Below are 18,521 nucleotides of genomic sequence, written 5' to 3'. Positions count from 1 at the left end.
TTTTACATCATTGTTTAATATCATATATTCCATATGATATCCTGTTTTTAATAATATTGATTATTGAAATGATTTTTCAAAGATTGCTGCACATTCTTCATCACTCATTTCACAAGGGTTTGCTAAGAATAAGCCTCCCTGCATTGAACGTGCTCCTTTGGCAAGTGTCATTGCCTCTTCTTTTTTAAATCCATAATCACTCATTTTTAAATCCGCTACCCCACATGCTTCTTGCAATACCGTCAAAGCAGTTATAAAATCTTCCGGTTTACTAGCATCTGGAATTCCCATAACCCGTGCCATTTTCATAAACTGTTTATCACAAGCATGTTTTTCAATAAAGAATTGTGCAAACTCTTTAGAAATCATAATTAAGCCCGCTCCATGAGGTAAATTGTGATGATAGGCACTCATTGAATGTTCCATTGAATGTTGAGCAGTTGTTGAAGTTAATTGCATTGTTATTCCTGCCATTGTACTAGCATAAGCAACATGTTCTCTTGCTTCTAAATTTTTGCCATCTTTTATAGCAATTGGTAAATACTGATAAATACTTTCAATGGCTGATAATGCAATTGTTTCACTTAAAATGTTAACACCTTTACTCATCATGACTTCAGTATTATGGAATAATGCATCAAATCCCTGATAAGCTGTATATTGTGCTGGGACACTTAACATCAACTCTGGATCAACAATTGCTAAAACAGGCACTAGACTTGGATGACCTCCAAATCCCATTTTTTCATTTGTTTCCGGATTAGAAATAACTCCAAAGCCATTAATTTCTGAACCTGTACCTGAAGTTGTTGTTATTGATACAATTGGAAGTCCTGGATGTCCTAGTTGTTTTCTTCCACCTGTTCCTTCCATCTGATAATCCCATAAATCTCCATCATTAGTTGCCATTGCTGAAATAGCAGAAGATGAATCTAAAACAGCACCACCACCTAATGCAACAATAAAGTCACACTGATTTTCTCTTGCAAAAGCAGCACCTTCCATAATGACATCTTTTAATGGATTTTCCATGATCTTATCAAAAAGAACATAAGTCACTCCAGCATTATTTAATTGTTCAATCGTTCTATCAAGATAACCATTCGCTTTGGTAGATTTTCCATTGGAAATTAATAAAAGAGCTTTCTTCCCAGGTAATTCCTGATTTCCTAATTGTGATAAAGATCCACTTCCAAAAATAATATTTGTTGGATTATTAAAATTAAAATTCATATTCATTTCAAGTACCTCCTAAATTGAATTTTTCTTAAGTTTATAAATCAAATAATCAAGACAATCGATCTGTTTATGGCTATCATGAACAGTATCAAGTAGTGACTCTTTTCGCTTTAATAGTAATGGAATCATTTGTTTCCTATCTTTTTTATAAAGAATCATACAGTTTTCTATAGTTTGTTCATCACAACCTGCATCAACGAGATTTTGATAAAGAATCGCGTATGTGTCTGATGCCTCAGCCATTCCATCACCTCCTGTACTCATTTTAATATCTTATCTACATCATAGCAAATACTTATAATCTATAAAGTATTATTCTTGAAAGGAATAATACTGACTGCTATAATAAGAAAAAAGAGAGGAAATACTTATGGAAATTCGTGTATTACGTTATTTTATTCAAATCGCAAGAGAAGGAAATATGAGTAGAGCCGCTGAAGTTCTCCATGTCTCTCAGCCTACTTTATCTAAACAAATGACTGATTTAGAATCAGAATTAGGAAAAAAACTATTTATACGAACAAGTTCTGGTCTCAATCTTACTGATGAAGGAATGTTATTACGTAAAAGGGCTGAAGATATTTTAGAAATGGTTGATAAAACAACAGATGAATTTAACTCACTAGATAATATAACTGGTGGTGATGTACAGATAGGCTGTGCTGAATCCTATCAAATCAAATATTTAGCACAAGTTATTCAAAAATTAAAAAAAGAATATCCAGATTTAAGATATCACTTATCAAGTGGAAACACTGAGCATGTAACTGAACGTTTAAATAAAGGCTTGTTAGATTTTGCTGTCATTGTCCAACCACCTGATTTAAGCAAATATAACTATATTGTTCTACCTGAGACTGATAAGTGGGGTGTCTTAATGAGAAAAGATAGTCCTCTAGCCAGTAAAGAAAAAATAGTTTTTGATGATCTAAAAGGTTTGCCTCTTATATGTTCTGGTCAATCACTTATTGAGGATATTCCCAGATGGTGTGGTGAAAGAGTTGATCAACTCAACATTTCAGGGACAATCAACCTATTTTATAATGGTTCTGTTTTCGTTCAAGAAGGATTAGGATATATGCTGACATTTAACCATTTAGCAAATACCAGCAATGATAGTGAACTTTGCTTTCGTCCGCTTGAACCCACTCTTGAAACAAAGATGTATATTATTTGGAAAAAATATCAAATATTTACCCCAATTGCTCAAATACTGTTAGATGAATTCAAAAATACTCTCTAACTTACACCAAATTTAAAATTTTATTCTAAAAAAGGACAAAATCAATTTATCCAATGCTTGAAGAAGTGAATTTTTCTCTATATGTTGATGCAGTCATTATCATCCTAACAAGCACATCAACATTGAAATATCCATTATACTTTCAAATTCCTTGACAGATAAAAAGACAATTCGTGTGAATTGTCCTTTTTAACTATAGATAACCAAATACTATTAGCAAGATCATTGTCACGACAAACCCTATGATTCCAGATACAATAGCATATAATAATTTTTGATATGGTCTTTTCCCATATTCACGATTTCTTTCAATTTCATCAAGACGTTTTCCTTCTGAAAAAGCAATCACTTCTTTATAAGTTTGAACATCATGAACTTTCTTTTGCTTTTCAATACGCAACGCATAATACATTGATATGCCAAATAATACGACCCAAGCAACAATACCTATATAACCATCAACCATTAAAAATAATGGAACAACAGATACAACTGTTGCAACCAGTAATATTGAAAAAATAATGCCATCCTTTTGAAGCTTTTGAATATCTTCGTTTTTAATACACTCTTTCATTTCCTCTAAATCTCCTTTCACGAGAATATCTAGAGAAATACCAAAGAGTGTACTTAATAAGACAATGCTGTTGATGTCAGGATAATTTTTTCCATTTTCCCAATTGGATATTGTTTGTCTTGTTACAAATATCTTATCAGCTAACTCTTCTTGTGATAAATGAAGTTGCAATCTGTATTTCTTAATTTGTTTACTCATTTCCATGTTGGTATTCCTCCTGACTTCATTCTAAGTGATTCAAGGTTTTTGCGCTATCAAAAGTCTTTGACATTGGCTTATTATCTACATATCAAAAGTTTTTGACACATCTTATATCATCAAATTGGTTGTTTATACATAACATCATAACACAAATAATCATGATTATCAGTTTCAATAGAATGTGTTTCAACAATCACATATCCCCTTTTTAAATAAAGACTTTTAGCGGGTAATGAAGCATCTAATACAATTGTTTTATTATTTTTGAGAATCTTATCTTCAGCAAACTTTAAAAGTTGGCTTCCAAAACCATGATTTTGATATTGCGGTAAGACAAATAAGCGACATATTTCATTATTATGAATAGTTACTGTTCCAATGGCTTCTTCCTCGTTAAATATGATAAATACCTGACCAGATTCAATATCTTCTCGGATATGACTCTCATTATGATGAGAAAGAAAAAATTCTACTGCACCTTTTGGATAATAGTGTGGATAGATTTCTTTAATTGTCTTTTGAGTTATGAATTTAATTAATTCTAATTGTTCAAGATTTGCTTGTATTATCATTTTATTTCTCCCTAGTATATATATCGATATATTCAATGTCGATACCCATGCTCTTATAATATTGGGCTTTTTCTTGCCAAAACTGATTAGCTAACTCCATATATGTGACAACATCTTTTCCTGAAGTGATAGCCTTTTTTCCATTTTCTATTAATTGATCAGTAAGTGATTGTGAGATAAAATATATTTTTTGGCAATAATCATAGATATCTTTAAATTGATTAAGATAGAGTCTTAATGATTCACAATTTTCATAACTTGATTTATTAAGCACGATTTCTATTTTTTCTTGACTATAATATAGACTTAATATATATACAAATGTATCTAACCTATCTTTTCCTATAGCTCCTTTGACACCTTGTAAATTTCCTTTACAAGGCATTAAAGAACAGTTTTGAATAGAATGATAATTCTCTTTACATCTATTCAATGCATCAATATAGTGAAGAAGTTCTTCACCTTTAAAATCTCTTTTTAAGTATTTAAGATATACATTGTATTGAGCTTGCCCATTACTATTTTTATGAAAATTAAAATCAGTTTCTCCACTCATTGAAAAACTTTTATGTTCATTAAATTCAATATAATCATTTACTGAAGTATCTATACAAGCATAACGTCTTGCTTTCTTAAATATAGGATGACTCATATCTATCTTTCCCCAAAAACTCCATTTGTCTTTTATATAAACTTTTTGATAAACATGCCATACTTCATCAGATATATCATATTCCAGTTCTCTTTTTTGATTGTCCATAATTTTTACCTCTTTACTATCTTCATGTTACTATATTCATAGTTAATTCACAATGAAAATTCACATCAAAAAAGTGAACAATTTATTCATAGTCCACTTTTTCATCATTTAAAGAATTTAATTTTTCCTCAATCTGTTCAATCACTTTTTCAAAAAAGATATCATCTTTTCCAGTTGGATCTTCTAACTGCCAATTGTCATCAAAATCTCTTCCAATATAAGGACACTCTACTTCACATCCCATAGAAATGACAATATCTACTTCAGGGATATCTTTCATTAATTTACTATACTGTGTTTTTTCCATATCAATTCCATATTTTTGTTTTATTAACCTCACAGCATCCTGATTGATTTGTGATTTTATTTGTGTTCCACATGAATAGAAGTGATATTTATCAGATAAGAAATGATTTCCTAATGCTTCTGCAATTTGAGAACGACATGAATTATGAACACATACAAATGCAACTTTCTTTTTCATTTTAAAAACCTATTTCATTCAATATATGAATTACTTCTTCTTTATTTAATACTTTACCAAATGATACAACTTTACCATCTATAACTAACGCAGGTGTTGTCATTACACCATAACTTGCTATGATAGAAAAATCAGTAACATGTTCTATATCTTCTTGCTTATTCATTTCACTTAATGCATCTTTCACATTTTGTTCTAAAGTTTGGCATTTAGCACAACCTGATCCCAAGACTTTTATTCTCGTTCCTATATCTTGCTTTTCTAATGCATTTTGCATTGATTCTTCACTACAAGTACAACAATTCTTTTTCTCTTCTTTTTTCTTAAACAACTTCATTTTCTTTTCTCCTTTAAATAAATAAAAATGCACAAATATTAAACAAAAACCCAACGCCTATAATGCCAATCGTCACAATACTCACAAAAACAATCATCAGTTTCTTCTTAACTGCCTTTGATAACATAATCATTGATGGTAATGATAAAGTTGTTACTGCCATCATAAATGATAAGACCGTTCCTAGTCCCGCACCTTTTGCTAATAAGCTTTCTGCGACTGGAATTGTTCCAAAGATATCAGCATACATAGGAACACCTGTCAAAGTCGCAAGGGGAACGGAATAAAAACGATGACCTCCAAGGACTGATTGAACCCAATGTTCTGGGATTAGGTTATGGATAATCGCACCTATTCCAACACCTATAAAGATATAAATTGCGACCTTTTTGACTGTTTCCAATACTTGTTCCATAGCAAAATGATGTCTTTCTTTTGAAGTCAATTCGGCATAATGAGCATCTACATTTTGAGCTTGCTTAACAAAGTCAGCAACTTGATCATCCATATGTAACTTTTCAATCATTGTTCCACCAACAACTGATATAACCAATCCAACCAGTACATAAGCAATTGCAATCTTCCATCCAAATATACTCATCAATAAGACGAGTGAGCCTAGATCAACCATGGGCGAAGAAATTAAAAATGAAAACGTAACACCTAATGGTAATCCAGCACTTGTAAATCCCATAAAAATAGGTATTGATGAACAACTACAAAATGGTGTCACAGTCCCAAGTAATGCTCCTATAATATTCGCTCCTATTCCATGAAACCTACCTAAAATTGTCTTACTTCTTTCTGGTGGAAAGTAACTTTGAATATATGAAATAATATAAATTAATACTGCCAACAAAACAAATATCTTAAGCGTATCATAAATAAAAAACTGTAATATTTTTCCTAACTGTTGATTCATATCTATTCCTATACTCATCAATAACATTTCAATAAGTTCGTTTAACCATTTCATACCAAGAATCTGATCTTGAAAAAATAACCAAATTTGATTCATAAGCCTCCTTCTTATATCGATAAATATCGATATATATACTTTCATAATAGCTACCTTGTAGGTAGCTTATTTTAACAATGATCTTTCAACTGCTGCAAATATGTTATCATCCATTGTATTCCTTCTTCAGATAAGGAATAATGAGACCATTTACCATCTTTTCTCACATTAACTATCTTTGCATCAGCAAGTATTTTCATATGATGTGATAGTGTTGACTGACTGACTTCCAATATATCGAGTAACTTACATGCACAATGTTCACCTGATTTTAAAATATCGAGTATTTTCAATCGATTAGGATCACAGAATGCTTTAAATCTCTTTGCTTCTTCTTCATATTGTTTTTCCAATTCATACACCTCACATTCACAATCATCGATATGATATTATCATACATATCGATATTCGTCAATATAACTTTATAATTCTTTTCCATTACTTTGAATAACTTTCTTATACCAATAATAAGAATCTTTTTTCATACGACGATAGGTTCCCTTGCCATAATTATCCACATCCACATAAATAAATCCATAACGTTTACTCATTTCACTTGTAGACATAGAAACCAAATCAATACATCCCCAGCATGTTATACCAAAAAGATCTACCCCATCATCAACTGCTTTTCCAGCCATACGAATATAATCTCTCAAAAAATCAATCCTATATGAATCATGAATTTTACCATCTGGAGCTATTTCATCTTTTTCACCCAAACCTATCTCTGCTATAAATATAGGTTTTTGATATCTATCATACAATCTTCTTAAAGCAATTCTTAATCCTATCTCATCTTTTTGCCAATTCCAAGAAGAGGATTCTAAATAAGGATTTTTAATACCATGCATATCATTTCCACTCACCATTTTTGTATTCTCATCAATCTTAGCTTGTGATACAACAGTCATATAATAACTCATAGAAACAAAATCACATTTACCATCTAATAAAATTTGATCATCTTCTTTTTGTTTTATAATATTGACATGATTTTCTTGCCAAGTTTTATAAATGAAACTTGGATAATAACCTCTCATTTGGACATCAGTAAAAAACAAATTCTCTTGACTTTCCTCAAAACATACAAGATTATCCTCAGGTTTAGCACTTGCTGGATATGACTCTCTTCTTGCTATCATACAGCCAATCATTGCATCAGGAATAATTTCATGACATTTTTTCACAGCCAGAGCACTCCCTAAAAATAAATGATGAATTGCCTGATATGTATCTTGTTTGCGATTATCTGTTGTATAATCTTTTAAGATACCGCCACCAACATATAAACCACTCAAAATATTATTTATCTCATTAAAAGTTATCCAATACTTGACTTTATTTTGATATCGTTTAAAAACTGTTGTAACGTACTTTTCATAAAAGTAAACAGTCTTACGATTAAGCCACCCTCCATAATGAAGCGATAATCCTAATGGTGTTTCATAATGAGATAATGTTACTAATGGTTGAATTCCATATTTTAAACATTCATCAAAAACATCATCATAAAATTGTAATCCCTTTTCATTTGGGAACTCTTCATCGCCATTAGGAAAGATTCTTGACCATGCAATGGACATACGTAAAACATTAAATCCCATTTCGGCAAACATTTGAATATCTTCCTTATATCTATGATAAAAATCAATTCCCCATCTTTTAGGGTATATCCCTTGTTGATCATTTAAACAGGCATATACATCTTCCTTAGACATATCCTGAAAACATACATAATTATCATGATCTTGATTTTCACCAAAATAAGGTGCTGTATCTGCAATACTCGGACCTTTCCCATCGACATTCCATGCCCCTTCACACTGATTTGCAGCAATTGCTCCACCCCATAAAAAACCTTCTTTAAAACTCATATGTTATTTCCTCCTACCTTTTTTATATTAAACAATAATAAGTCTATAAACACCATCATATGAATACATAAAAAAAAGACATTTCGATTTTTTATCTTTATAGATACTTTTATCGAAAAGTCTTTTCGCTAATCATTTTCTTCTATGACTGATATATCAGTTTTCTTATCTGATTCTATATATCTTGATAATTCTTTTTTCGTTTTGAAATGATAGTCATAATTTAATGCAAAATAACATGAATACAATGTATCCAAAATAAATTTAATAGATGTTTCATTACTATATCCTGCTATTTTACTATACATTTTTTCTTTTGTTGAAACCGTTAATGTGACAGTTGCATGATCTCTTAAATAAGATTGACCATATGCAGTGATACCAATAATAGGTATTCCCATTTTTTCATACATATCTATCATTTGATGAATGATTTCATGTCCTCCACTATAAGAAATAACAATAGCTACATCACCCTTTTGGATAAGCGGTTTTGTATAAAGAAATTCATTAGGAATATCACAGACTTCTACTCTCTTCCCAATTCTTGACATCTTTAAAGCAAAATTCTTTCCTAAAAAACAATTGAAACTGACACCACATAAATGAATAATTTGACTATCCCTCAATATATTAACTGCTTTTCTTAATTCATCATGTTTCATGAATTGAACTGTATCTTTAATACTTTCTTCTTCAAGTTGAGCAATTTTATTTAATATAGTCATAATATTATCATTACCTTTAAAAGGAATATTAGCATCAATACTATCTTTTTGAGAATCAAGATACTCTAATTCTTCTAAATAAGCCGTTTTAAATTCTACAAAGCCATTAAATCCCATTTTTTTAGCTAATCTACTCAATGCCGCAGGAGAAGTATAAGTTCTATGCGCTATTTGGGTCATTGTTAAGTGTTTTAAATTATATTGTTCATTGAGCATAAATTCTATAATTTGTTTTTGGACAATAGTGATATTGGTTAACTTTTTTAATTTATCTTTAATAAGCATATCATCTTCTCCTATCAATCTTTATTCCTTTATTTTATAATACTGCACCTAAGTTCTTCCCACAATTAAATTTTAATCTTTTTATAAAATATATGTCTAAACACTTACAAAATAGAGACTATAAAAATAAAATGAATATATACAAAAACGAGCAATAAAAAAGACTGTTAACCCAAATTAAGCAGTCTTTTAAAATGAAATATAACCTTGTTATGGTTTTCTTATATAATATTTTCTAATCATATCCTGGCGAAGACATCCATTTTCTGCAATCTCACCATAAAAATATGCACTCGTTTTAGGAATTCTCTCAAATGTATGTGGATCAACACTTGCTAATCCGAAGGTTGGAACATATGTTCCCCATTCCCAATTATCTAATAAACTCCAATGCAAATAACCAATCACTTTGACACCACTATTCATAGCCTGATGGACTGCCTGTAATATACTGGCAATATAAATAATACGATATTGATCATCTTTACATGCAATCCCATTTTCTGTTATCAATATAGGTTTATCTTTCAATCGATTCAAACAATGATAAATAACTTCTGGACAAATATCATCACTAAAATAAGGAACATCTAATGCATGAATACTTGAAGCTTCATAGCGATCAAAACGAAATGCTTCCTTACGACTATTGATAAGCTGTCGTGTATAGACATTGACTGCCCAGAAGTCACAAGTATCTTTGAGTTCAGGTATAACAATAGCATCATGGAAAGGGACTACAATTTCACCAGTACGAATAGCGTGTAAGAAAAATTCATTTTCCATATAATCAATATAATCAGCCATAATCTGATCTGGTTTATCCATCACACCTCGCATTGGCTTCTTTTCTGCATAATTCATAGGTGATGATACTGGTTTAGAAGAATATTTTTTAATGACATGATATGCCTTTGCATGATATTGTAGAAGGTTAATACTTTCTTCAATTGTATATTCAAATATAATATTCATTTCATTAATGATTAACCAATAATCAACATAATCATCTAAAATTGGTACAACTTTTTCGACGTATCGTAAAAAGTATTTCATATTCTCTATTGATTGAAATGCTCCTAATTGATGAAACCATACTGGATGTGAATTATGATGTAATGTTAGACATACCTTTATATTTGCTTCTTTTAATGCTTTTAAAACATCAATATAATGTTCAATAGCATCATCATTAAATTCACCAATATTTGGTTCTATACGACTCCATTCAATTGACATACGATATGTATTAAGATGCATTTGTTTAAGCAACACAATATCATCTCTATACATTTCATAACTATTACATGCTTTTTTAGCCATTACATAAGGTACACCACCATAAGCAAACTGAGGGGCAGTACGTTCATCATCATAAAACGAATGATTATTTCCTTCTATTTGCTGACCGGCAGTCGTTGCTCCCCACATAAAATCTTCTGGAAATTCTATATCATGATATTCAAGAATATTAATCATTTGTTTTTGTCTCCTCTAATGCCATTTCTTCTTCATATGCTTGTTTATCAATAATTTTAAAGAATGGATACCAAATCAATGTTGAAATCACAACTGCAAATAATTCATAAATTCCTGCACTTATACTGCCATTTACCATTCCATGAATAAAAGGTGGCAATGATCCTGTTCCAAGAATACCAATATATGGTGCAATAATATGAAGTTCTATTAATACATAACCTATTAAAGAAACAACAACTGGACATAATATGAATGGAATTAATGTCATAACGTTTAACATTAAAGGCATTCCAAAAATAACGGGTTCATTAATACTAAATATTCCACAAGGTAAAGCCAATTTACCAAATGCCTTATAACGCTTACTCTTAGATTTAAAGAACATAACGATAACCAAACCAATCGTCGCTCCACATCCGCCAATACAAGCCAAATCCCATAAGCCAAAATTAATCGTATGGACAACCCCCGTACCAGCTGCAACTGCGGCTGAATTTTCTGCCATATAACCTAACCATACAGGTAATAAAATAGGTAATACTGTTTGTGAACCATGAATACCAAAAAACCATAATAATTGAGCAATGATAATAAGTAAAAGAAAGGCTGGGAAACTACCTACTAATGATTGTAATGGTGTTTGAATAATTGTATAAATAAAATCATTTAATGTCTTGTATGTTGTTGCTTCAAAACCAAATTTCATCAAACCAAAGAAAACCACAATCACAACAGCAGGAATTAATGAAGTAAAAGAATTACTCACCATAGGTGGTACACCTTCTGGCATCTTAATTGTAATATTCTTTTTCATAAAGAATTTCATAACTTGAATAACAATTAATGAAACAAATATAGCTGAAATAACTGCTTTTGCTCCAAAGTAAGTTCCATCAAACATATTAGCAGCAGGCATAACTTGATCGTTAACTGTTATTGGTGAAAGCAAAACAAAAGAAACAAGTGAGACAATTCCTGTATTAAAAGCATTGTTTTCTATTCCAAAAATCTTTGCCCCATGGTAAGCAATAGAGAATGACATATATAATCCAATCAGATTTGTAGTTACATTTGGTACATAATTAATAATTGTAAGTAAACCTGTAGATTGTAAAAACTCTTGATAAGGTGCCCATGTAATTGATGTTAATACTGAAAATATAGCACCTAACATAATAATACCAAGCAGTGACATAGAACCACTAGAAATAGCTTTTAAATATCTATTATTAGAAATTTTTGTTGCAACTGGAATAAACTTTTTTTCCATAAAACTTATAAATAAATCCATTATTCTTCTCCTTTAAATCCATTATTTTTAATTATATTCTGATACCAATAAAAACTGTTCTTTTTATATCGTTCGCATGCTTTAGGATCCGTGTTTGTACGATCTACATAGATAAGTCCATAACGCTTGTGAAAACCTTCATGAGAACTCACTAAATCCATAAGTGACCATGGACAATACCCAATTAATGGATAGCCTTCTAAAACAAATTTTAAACACTGTTGTATATGTTTTTGTAAATAATCAATTCGATAAATATCTTGAATAGAACCATCATTTTCAAGTTTATCTGCATATGCCATCCCATTTTCAGTGATAATCATTGGTAATTCATATCTATCATATAATTGTCTTAACCCAATATACAATCCATCTGGGTCAATCCCAAAGTGCATCCATTCTGTAGGATGAAGATAGTTATTCTCGACAACCGTAAATTGTTCACTCTGATAAAATGGTGGCATTTTAGAGTCATCATCATTTGTTTGTTTCGCACGGACAGTACAACTTGCATAATAATTAACGCCAATAAAATCCGGATGATTTTCTACAAGATAATGTTCATCATCTGCTGATATTTTGGGATAAATATCACGTGTTATCAAGAATGTTTTAAAATGGTCTGAATATTTTCCCTTAATTGAAAGATCTAGAAAACTCCATTGTAGTTCATCCTGTGCATTTTGCGCAGCCAAAATATCTTCTGGTGATGAAGTCGCTGGATAAATCACTTGCATAGCAACAACATGACCTATTTTTCCATCAGGTACCATTTGTTTAAATGTATTGATTGCGATTTTTTCAGCAAGTGTCATATGATAGCTCATCTGATATAAATTCATTTGTCTTAAATGATTATCTGTTTCTAGATTCCCATTCATATCATCAGGTGCAGTCGCACACATTTGTTCATTAATAGTTGCCCACATCTTGACTTTACTACCAAATTCCTGAAAACATATTTTCGCATACTTAACATACGCATCAACACATTTTCTACTTTTCCAGCCTCCCATTTTTTCAAGTAATGCATAAGGCATTTCAAAATGATAAAGTGTTGGAAATGGTTTGATATCATTAGCAATAAGTTCATCAATCAATTCATGGTAGAAATGTAAACCTTCTTGACTCACATTTTCTCCATCTGGCATAATACGTGACCAAAAGAAAGAAAAACGATAAACCTTTATACCAAGTTCTTTCATTAAAGCAACATCCTCTTTCACATGATGGAAATGATCAGATGCAACCTTATAATCTGCTAGTCCCTGAGGAACATAACGCATATCACTATTGGCAACACCTCTTCCTTCATTAAATCCCCCCTCTACCTGAAAGGCACTGGTGGATGCTCCCCATAAAAAGTTTTCGGGAAATTGATTCTTTGTATTCATATTCTTTTCCTCCTTGCAGTTCTATATTAACATGTGAACACATTAAATTTTTCGTCAAAAAAAACTAGAAATTTCAAAATTCCTAGTTTAATTTCATATTATGAAATTTTTTATGAATGACTATAATTAATATAATAAACCATAATAATTAATTCAATCATATACATTAATGTAATTCGACCTTCTGTATCACTATTTGTCTTATTACATAAAATCACTTCATCACAATAATTTATAAACTTCCCTGATGTCAGCATAGAAATAGCAACAATTTTACAATTCTTTTTCACTAAAATATCAAGTACTTCACTATGTCTAAAGAAATAACTTCCTTCTAATGTTACTATAAAAACCAATGAACCCTCAGATAACTGATTAGCTAATTCCAATTGTTTTTCATCAGTAACCCCTAATTGAATAAAACGGTTTAAACTTGCCATTTTATTTTGAAAATGAATTCCCACATAATTTGCATATTCTAAACCAAATAATGCAATTTCATTAGCCTGATAAATCATTTCAGTAACTCGTTGAAATTGTTCATAATCAATATGTTCAAATGTATAACGAATATTTTCAATCACATTATCTGTATAGCGCTGGTAAATAGGTTTTAAATCTTCTGATGTTGCTATATTGATATTTTTAGAATAATCAACATCTATATCCAAACTATTACTAATCTCATTTTTAAAGACTTTATAACTGTCATAGCCAATACTACGAATAAAACGTGTGATAGATGAAGCAGATACATAACATAAATCTGCTAAATCATAAATTGTTAATTTTGGTATTTTATAGTAATTCGTTAAAATAATTTTTGCAATATCTCTATTTATTTCTTTTTCATCACCATAATTTACACAACTTAATAATTGAGACATGATTGATATTCCTTTTGGCATAAAAATTCCCCCTTCATATACTCATCTGTAACTGCATCTCTCTTACTTTTTCATGTAACTACGAGTACATCTATTCGTTTTCAATATAAATTATTACTGATATATCCTATATTATTATAAATGAGTATATTTTAAATAGAAAGAAAAACATTGAGGAGTTATTCAGTTTGTTATAAGATATCTTCTTTAAATAAACATACATATGATTATGAGTTGACTATAAATTTGAAAATAGTGAATTTTGAATATTTATTTATAACAACAAATATTCCCCCACCCTCTTTTAATTCAAGATAATATACATTATCTGAAACAGGCTTATACTCTTTTATTTGACCAACAACCTTTTCTATAATCATGAAATCCTCATCCAATGATTGATTATTCTTCATCATATATCGTTCATAAAAATCTCTAGCATTATTTCTATAAATCATTTGTGTTGACTTATTTATACTATATCTTCCATCATTATCAGCAGCAGCTGAAACAGATAAAAGTGAATACTCATTTGATTCTAAAACAACACATTCCACATATCCCTTAACAAGATATAAAAAGTTATGAGTATCGTATAGAAGAGAACAACCTAATCCTAAAGCAATTACAATAACAAGAATTGACATGATAATTGGTTTGATATAAAAATCTATAATATGAATTTTATTTCTAAGTAATAAGATCATGCTAATCATAGAGATTGTGAAACATTCAATATATACATACTTTTTAACAATCATCAAAATCACGTTAACCAAGAGTACACAAAGTAAAATATAATTCCCATATTTATGGATAACATCGTTTGTCTTTAATATACCATGTTTATTCACTCTGATCACTTCTTTCAAATAATTGCAATTTACTTTCTAAACATCTTTTGAATTCATTCATTTACATGCAAACATACTACATCCATTCTTATTTATCTATTTCATTTTTTCTTGACACTCACTACATTCTCCATCGTGTATAGAAATGATGCCACCACACTTAGAGCAGGTGTACTTGATTTTCTGTTGTTCCATAAATTGATCTAAGCCATATTTTTTGACAAAAATACTGTTATCCATAAGGCTTGTCTGATATCTCTTATTATAACTTTTTTCAAGATTTTTTATAAATTTACATGGATATTCTTTACACTCAAAACAATACCTTAATCCTTTTTCTTTGACACAATCCTTTATTTTACATTTCCGACAGTGTTCAGGTTTGCCTACATCGCTTTTCAAGCAACCTTCACAAGGATTTTTATGATAACAGTGTTTATAACAAACTTTACAATTCATACCGCATGATGCAAACATCACAACATTTATATTTTCAGGCATTTTCATAAAAGGGTTCCTCCTTTTCTGGCAATTTCTGATTTTATTGAATATATGTTTAAGAGAAATAACTATTTTATCTCTCTTAAATATTCACAAATGAAAAGTTATAATAAGAAATAGGGTAACCATTGATTAAGACTATCATTGAATGCATGACCAATCATACATGGATAAAGAGAACGATTATGAGATAGTAACTTCGCTTTACAATAAAGTACAGATATAATAAAAGCCATTACAATATTCATTATACTACCATTAAAAATATGTATAAATGCAAATAAAAATGATGTTAATAAAATACTCATATTTTCAGTAAAAGTTTTATTAAAATTTTCTAAAATAAATCCTCTAAATATTATTTCTTCTGTTGGTGCAACAATAACAAAATAATAAATAGTTTGTATCACACAAATTGTTAAAGATACTTTTTGAGGAAACATAACTTCAAGATTACCACTATTAAGTATAACTATTAAAAACATTGGTATTAAAGCAACGACAATTCCTATTACCCATGCAATAGGTTTTATAGGCCTCCTCAATCCCATATCTCTTAAAGTCATATTTTGTCTTTTTGCTAAAACTAAGACAACTAACACTTCAATAACACTTATCAATATTCCAAGAATTCGTCTTTCAATATAAGTGCATGTATTCAGTAGAGTAGAGATCAATCCTAAAAACAACAAAACACCTATAATAAATAGATTACTTTTTATATTTTTGTTCACGGTTTGTTTAACCTCCCCTCAATTTTTTGAAATGCTTATTTTTAACACTCTTTATTACTTCTACAAACTGAGATTTCAGTTACTGATTCAACATATATTGCATAGCTACAACCACGTATAAATCGTGGTCAAATTCTTCTCCTGTAGGCATAAAATGATTTTTTTTCCAGAATATTTTACTTTGTGGATTATCTTTCACATATGCTAAACGTATATAATCAAACCCCACTACTTTCAAATATTCTTTTAATTCTCGAATAATCTTGCTTCCAACTCCTTTATTCTGACACCTATTATTTACCATGAATAAACCAATAAATGCTGTTTGTTCATTAGGATAATTTGTTATTAGATCCATAACTGCAACAAGAACTTCATTTTCATAAAATCCCATATAGAACTTATCTTCAATTGTCATACCAGGAGGAAGTGCATTCATATCAACTAAAATAGTTTGCTTTGTAACTGTAGGTGGACAGTAATGAAAATACAGAGGATTTCCAATAGATAATTCATAAATATCCTCAATATCCTCTTCCCTTAACATTCGTACTTGATACTTATTAGACAACTTTTCGATACTTATTGTTTTCATAATCCTCTCCAAATTCTAATTTTTCTATTTAATAAACTGGAATTTATCTTACTAATTTTAAAAGGTATTCAGTAGTATCCTCTTCAAACTTTTTTTCTCCTGTTGGATAGAAACCATGCGTTTGATAAAATGAAATAGCCCTACTGTTTTTTTCTAATACCCATAGATTATCTGCATGGAATTCTTTTATTGCATACTCTATCATCATATTGCCAATTCCTTCACTTTGAAAAAATGTATCTACATATATTTTACAAATTTCTGTCTTATCCATTTGTATAAAGCCTTTAATTAAACCATTATCATCATATATAAATATATTTTTCATTATTTCATCTTTTCCAAAATATTTGTCTGCCAATGAAACAACTTGTAATTCACCAAATGAAAAACTCTCATCTTTAAATATAGGAAAATAATTCATCCTATTGTTAAAAACATATATTTCAGCTATTCTTGATAAATCATCAATTCTTGCTTTTCTAATATTCATTCTATATCACCTTTCAATAAATTCTAATTTTTACTACACTTTATGACTTTTACAAATCAGAACTGGCAAAATTAAACATTATTGTTTTTTTATTATCCAATCATCATTTTCAGTTTTTCTTTCGGCATAACAACCACGAGGTATGTCCTTTAGAATGCCAACAGAATTATCTAAGTCAAATACTAATTTTAAAGAGACTAACTTTGCTTCATCCCTCTCATGTACCTTTCCACATAGAAATTGCCACATACCATTGTGGAACTGATTTTATGCTTCGCAGACAGTCTCTTCCATACTTTCCAGATACGCTTCTATTGGAATATTTCATTTCTCATGAAACCATTGTGCCGCCTGTTCCTTTATTTCCGGTCTATCTATCAGCCTGACTATTTTATAATCCATCTAATCGGCAAGCCTCCTTCAACTTCTAATTTATCATTCAATTTAACTCCCTAATAAATAAGAATTATTCACACAGTTCCTTGCGGATACTTTCACAGTCCTGTGCCATTTCTTGCATATCATCTTCTGGAACCATTTCATGGAGATCATAAGATAGCGGATTTTTAACAAAGTCATCCAGTGCTTTGTTTATGGCTTTCTTTTCTTCTTGGGTGAAAGTAATACGGACAATATTTTCTTTCTCATCATTCAACAGTTCCCCCAAAGACACACTTCCATTCATAGAACACTCCAACATTAAGGCTGCTAAATCGGTAAACAAATCAATAGCAAAGTCGAATTCATGTGCGCTTCCATCATGGTCTATGTACTCAAGATCTATCTCTGTATTGTGAAAATCCCAGTTTAGCTTATCTAAACCAGTGTCCGCAAATATTTCGCTGAGAGATATTTCGGTTTTCTGTTTATCAATTAGATAATCTAGCAATGTTAGACTGTCATCTGTACCACCAATATAATTATCCCAATACTTTTCAATATACATTTTGTTTTCTCCTTATCAATTCTCAT

The 18,521-nt window shown here is 30.1% G+C and carries 22 protein-coding genes; 1 reads left to right on the top strand and 21 read right to left on the bottom strand.

Annotation, left to right across the window (positions count from 1 at the left end; all coding sequences use genetic code 11):
- Positions 1-60 precede the first annotated feature (60 nt).
- Positions 61-1,239 (bottom strand): iron-containing alcohol dehydrogenase, encoded by a 1,179-nt coding sequence (locus BN1865_RS11335; protein ID WP_050637349.1) that lies wholly within the window; start codon positions 1,237-1,239, stop codon positions 61-63.
- Positions 1,240-1,251: 12 nt separating this feature from the next.
- Positions 1,252-1,482, bottom strand: coding sequence for a hypothetical protein (locus tag BN1865_RS11330; protein ID WP_050637348.1), 231 nt, complete (start codon positions 1,480-1,482; stop codon positions 1,252-1,254).
- A gap of 127 nt (positions 1,483-1,609) precedes the next feature.
- Between BN1865_RS11330 and BN1865_RS11325 the strand changes: the two genes are divergently transcribed.
- Positions 1,610-2,482: a LysR family transcriptional regulator gene (locus BN1865_RS11325; protein WP_050637347.1), complete on the top strand. Its 873-nt coding sequence runs from the start codon at positions 1,610-1,612 to the stop codon at positions 2,480-2,482.
- 193 nt (positions 2,483-2,675) lie between these two features.
- Here BN1865_RS11325 and BN1865_RS11320 read toward each other — a convergent pair whose 3' ends face one another.
- From BN1865_RS11320 to BN1865_RS11230, 19 genes are all read right to left on the bottom strand, one after another.
- Positions 2,676-3,260, bottom strand: a complete 585-nt coding sequence (locus BN1865_RS11320) for a helix-turn-helix domain-containing protein (RefSeq protein WP_050637346.1) — start codon at positions 3,258-3,260, stop codon at positions 2,676-2,678.
- A 113-nt stretch (positions 3,261-3,373) separates the two neighbouring features.
- Positions 3,374-3,829 (bottom strand): GNAT family N-acetyltransferase, encoded by a 456-nt coding sequence (locus BN1865_RS11315; RefSeq protein WP_050637345.1) that lies wholly within the window; start codon positions 3,827-3,829, stop codon positions 3,374-3,376.
- 1 nt (position 3,830) lies between these two features.
- Entirely contained in the window at positions 3,831-4,589 is a 759-nt protein-coding gene (locus BN1865_RS18770) for a hypothetical protein (protein WP_232780380.1), read from the bottom strand.
- 82 nt (positions 4,590-4,671) lie between these two features.
- On the bottom strand, positions 4,672-5,073 hold the full coding sequence (locus BN1865_RS11305) for an arsenate reductase/protein-tyrosine-phosphatase family protein (protein WP_050637344.1): 402 nt from the start codon (positions 5,071-5,073) through the stop codon (positions 4,672-4,674).
- A gap of 1 nt (position 5,074) precedes the next feature.
- A complete protein-coding gene (locus BN1865_RS11300) occupies positions 5,075-5,410 on the bottom strand; it encodes a thioredoxin family protein (RefSeq protein WP_050637343.1) in 336 nt (111 codons plus the stop codon).
- A 13-nt stretch (positions 5,411-5,423) separates the two neighbouring features.
- Positions 5,424-6,428, bottom strand: a complete 1,005-nt coding sequence (locus BN1865_RS11295; RefSeq protein WP_050637342.1) for a permease — start codon at positions 6,426-6,428, stop codon at positions 5,424-5,426.
- Positions 6,429-6,499: 71 nt separating this feature from the next.
- Complete coding sequence (locus BN1865_RS11290) at positions 6,500-6,781, bottom strand: ArsR/SmtB family transcription factor (protein ID WP_050637341.1); 282 nt, start codon at positions 6,779-6,781, stop codon at positions 6,500-6,502.
- A 69-nt stretch (positions 6,782-6,850) separates the two neighbouring features.
- On the bottom strand, positions 6,851-8,305 hold the full coding sequence (locus BN1865_RS11285) for a glycoside hydrolase family 1 protein (RefSeq protein WP_050637340.1): 1,455 nt from the start codon (positions 8,303-8,305) through the stop codon (positions 6,851-6,853).
- Positions 8,306-8,433: 128 nt separating this feature from the next.
- The gene (locus BN1865_RS11280) at positions 8,434-9,318 is read right to left on the bottom strand and encodes a MurR/RpiR family transcriptional regulator (RefSeq protein ID WP_050637339.1); all 885 of its coding nucleotides are present in this window, start codon (positions 9,316-9,318) and stop codon (positions 8,434-8,436) included.
- Positions 9,319-9,528: 210 nt separating this feature from the next.
- Positions 9,529-10,797 carry a glycoside hydrolase family 1 protein gene (locus BN1865_RS11275; protein WP_050637338.1) on the bottom strand — a complete coding sequence of 423 codons (1,269 nt, stop codon included), beginning with the start codon at positions 10,795-10,797 and terminating at the stop codon, positions 9,529-9,531.
- Positions 10,790-12,091 carry a PTS sugar transporter subunit IIC gene (locus BN1865_RS11270; protein ID WP_050637337.1) on the bottom strand — a complete coding sequence of 434 codons (1,302 nt, stop codon included), beginning with the start codon at positions 12,089-12,091 and terminating at the stop codon, positions 10,790-10,792. The genes BN1865_RS11275 and BN1865_RS11270 overlap by 8 nt, the downstream gene beginning before the upstream one ends.
- On the bottom strand, positions 12,091-13,485 hold the full coding sequence (locus BN1865_RS11265; protein ID WP_050637336.1) for a glycoside hydrolase family 1 protein: 1,395 nt from the start codon (positions 13,483-13,485) through the stop codon (positions 12,091-12,093). Before BN1865_RS11265 ends, BN1865_RS11270 begins: the two co-directional genes overlap by 1 nt.
- A gap of 110 nt (positions 13,486-13,595) precedes the next feature.
- Complete coding sequence (locus tag BN1865_RS11260) at positions 13,596-14,393, bottom strand: MurR/RpiR family transcriptional regulator (RefSeq protein ID WP_050637335.1); 798 nt, start codon at positions 14,391-14,393, stop codon at positions 13,596-13,598.
- 206 nt (positions 14,394-14,599) lie between these two features.
- Positions 14,600-15,088: a hypothetical protein gene (locus BN1865_RS18765; RefSeq protein WP_232780379.1), complete on the bottom strand. Its 489-nt coding sequence runs from the start codon at positions 15,086-15,088 to the stop codon at positions 14,600-14,602.
- A gap of 234 nt (positions 15,089-15,322) precedes the next feature.
- Positions 15,323-15,733 carry a DUF3795 domain-containing protein gene (locus BN1865_RS11250; protein ID WP_050637334.1) on the bottom strand — a complete coding sequence of 137 codons (411 nt, stop codon included), beginning with the start codon at positions 15,731-15,733 and terminating at the stop codon, positions 15,323-15,325.
- Positions 15,734-15,831: 98 nt separating this feature from the next.
- Positions 15,832-16,461: a CPBP family intramembrane glutamic endopeptidase gene (locus BN1865_RS11245; protein ID WP_050637333.1), complete on the bottom strand. Its 630-nt coding sequence runs from the start codon at positions 16,459-16,461 to the stop codon at positions 15,832-15,834.
- A 79-nt stretch (positions 16,462-16,540) separates the two neighbouring features.
- Positions 16,541-17,056 carry a GNAT family N-acetyltransferase gene (locus BN1865_RS11240; protein ID WP_198527276.1) on the bottom strand — a complete coding sequence of 172 codons (516 nt, stop codon included), beginning with the start codon at positions 17,054-17,056 and terminating at the stop codon, positions 16,541-16,543.
- Between the two features lie 43 nt (positions 17,057-17,099).
- Positions 17,100-17,549: a GNAT family N-acetyltransferase gene (locus BN1865_RS11235; protein ID WP_050637332.1), complete on the bottom strand. Its 450-nt coding sequence runs from the start codon at positions 17,547-17,549 to the stop codon at positions 17,100-17,102.
- A 466-nt stretch (positions 17,550-18,015) separates the two neighbouring features.
- Positions 18,016-18,495, bottom strand: coding sequence for an imm68 putative immunity domain-containing protein (locus tag BN1865_RS11230; RefSeq protein WP_050637331.1), 480 nt, complete (start codon positions 18,493-18,495; stop codon positions 18,016-18,018).
- Positions 18,496-18,521: the final 26 nt, after the last annotated feature.

Source organism: Candidatus Stoquefichus sp. SB1 (genome assembly GCF_001244545.1).
Classification (GTDB): Bacteria; Bacillota_I; Bacilli_A; order Erysipelotrichales; family Coprobacillaceae; genus Stoquefichus.
The sequence above is the reverse complement of the archived record's forward strand: the minus strand, read 5'-3'. Positions and strand labels throughout refer to the sequence as shown.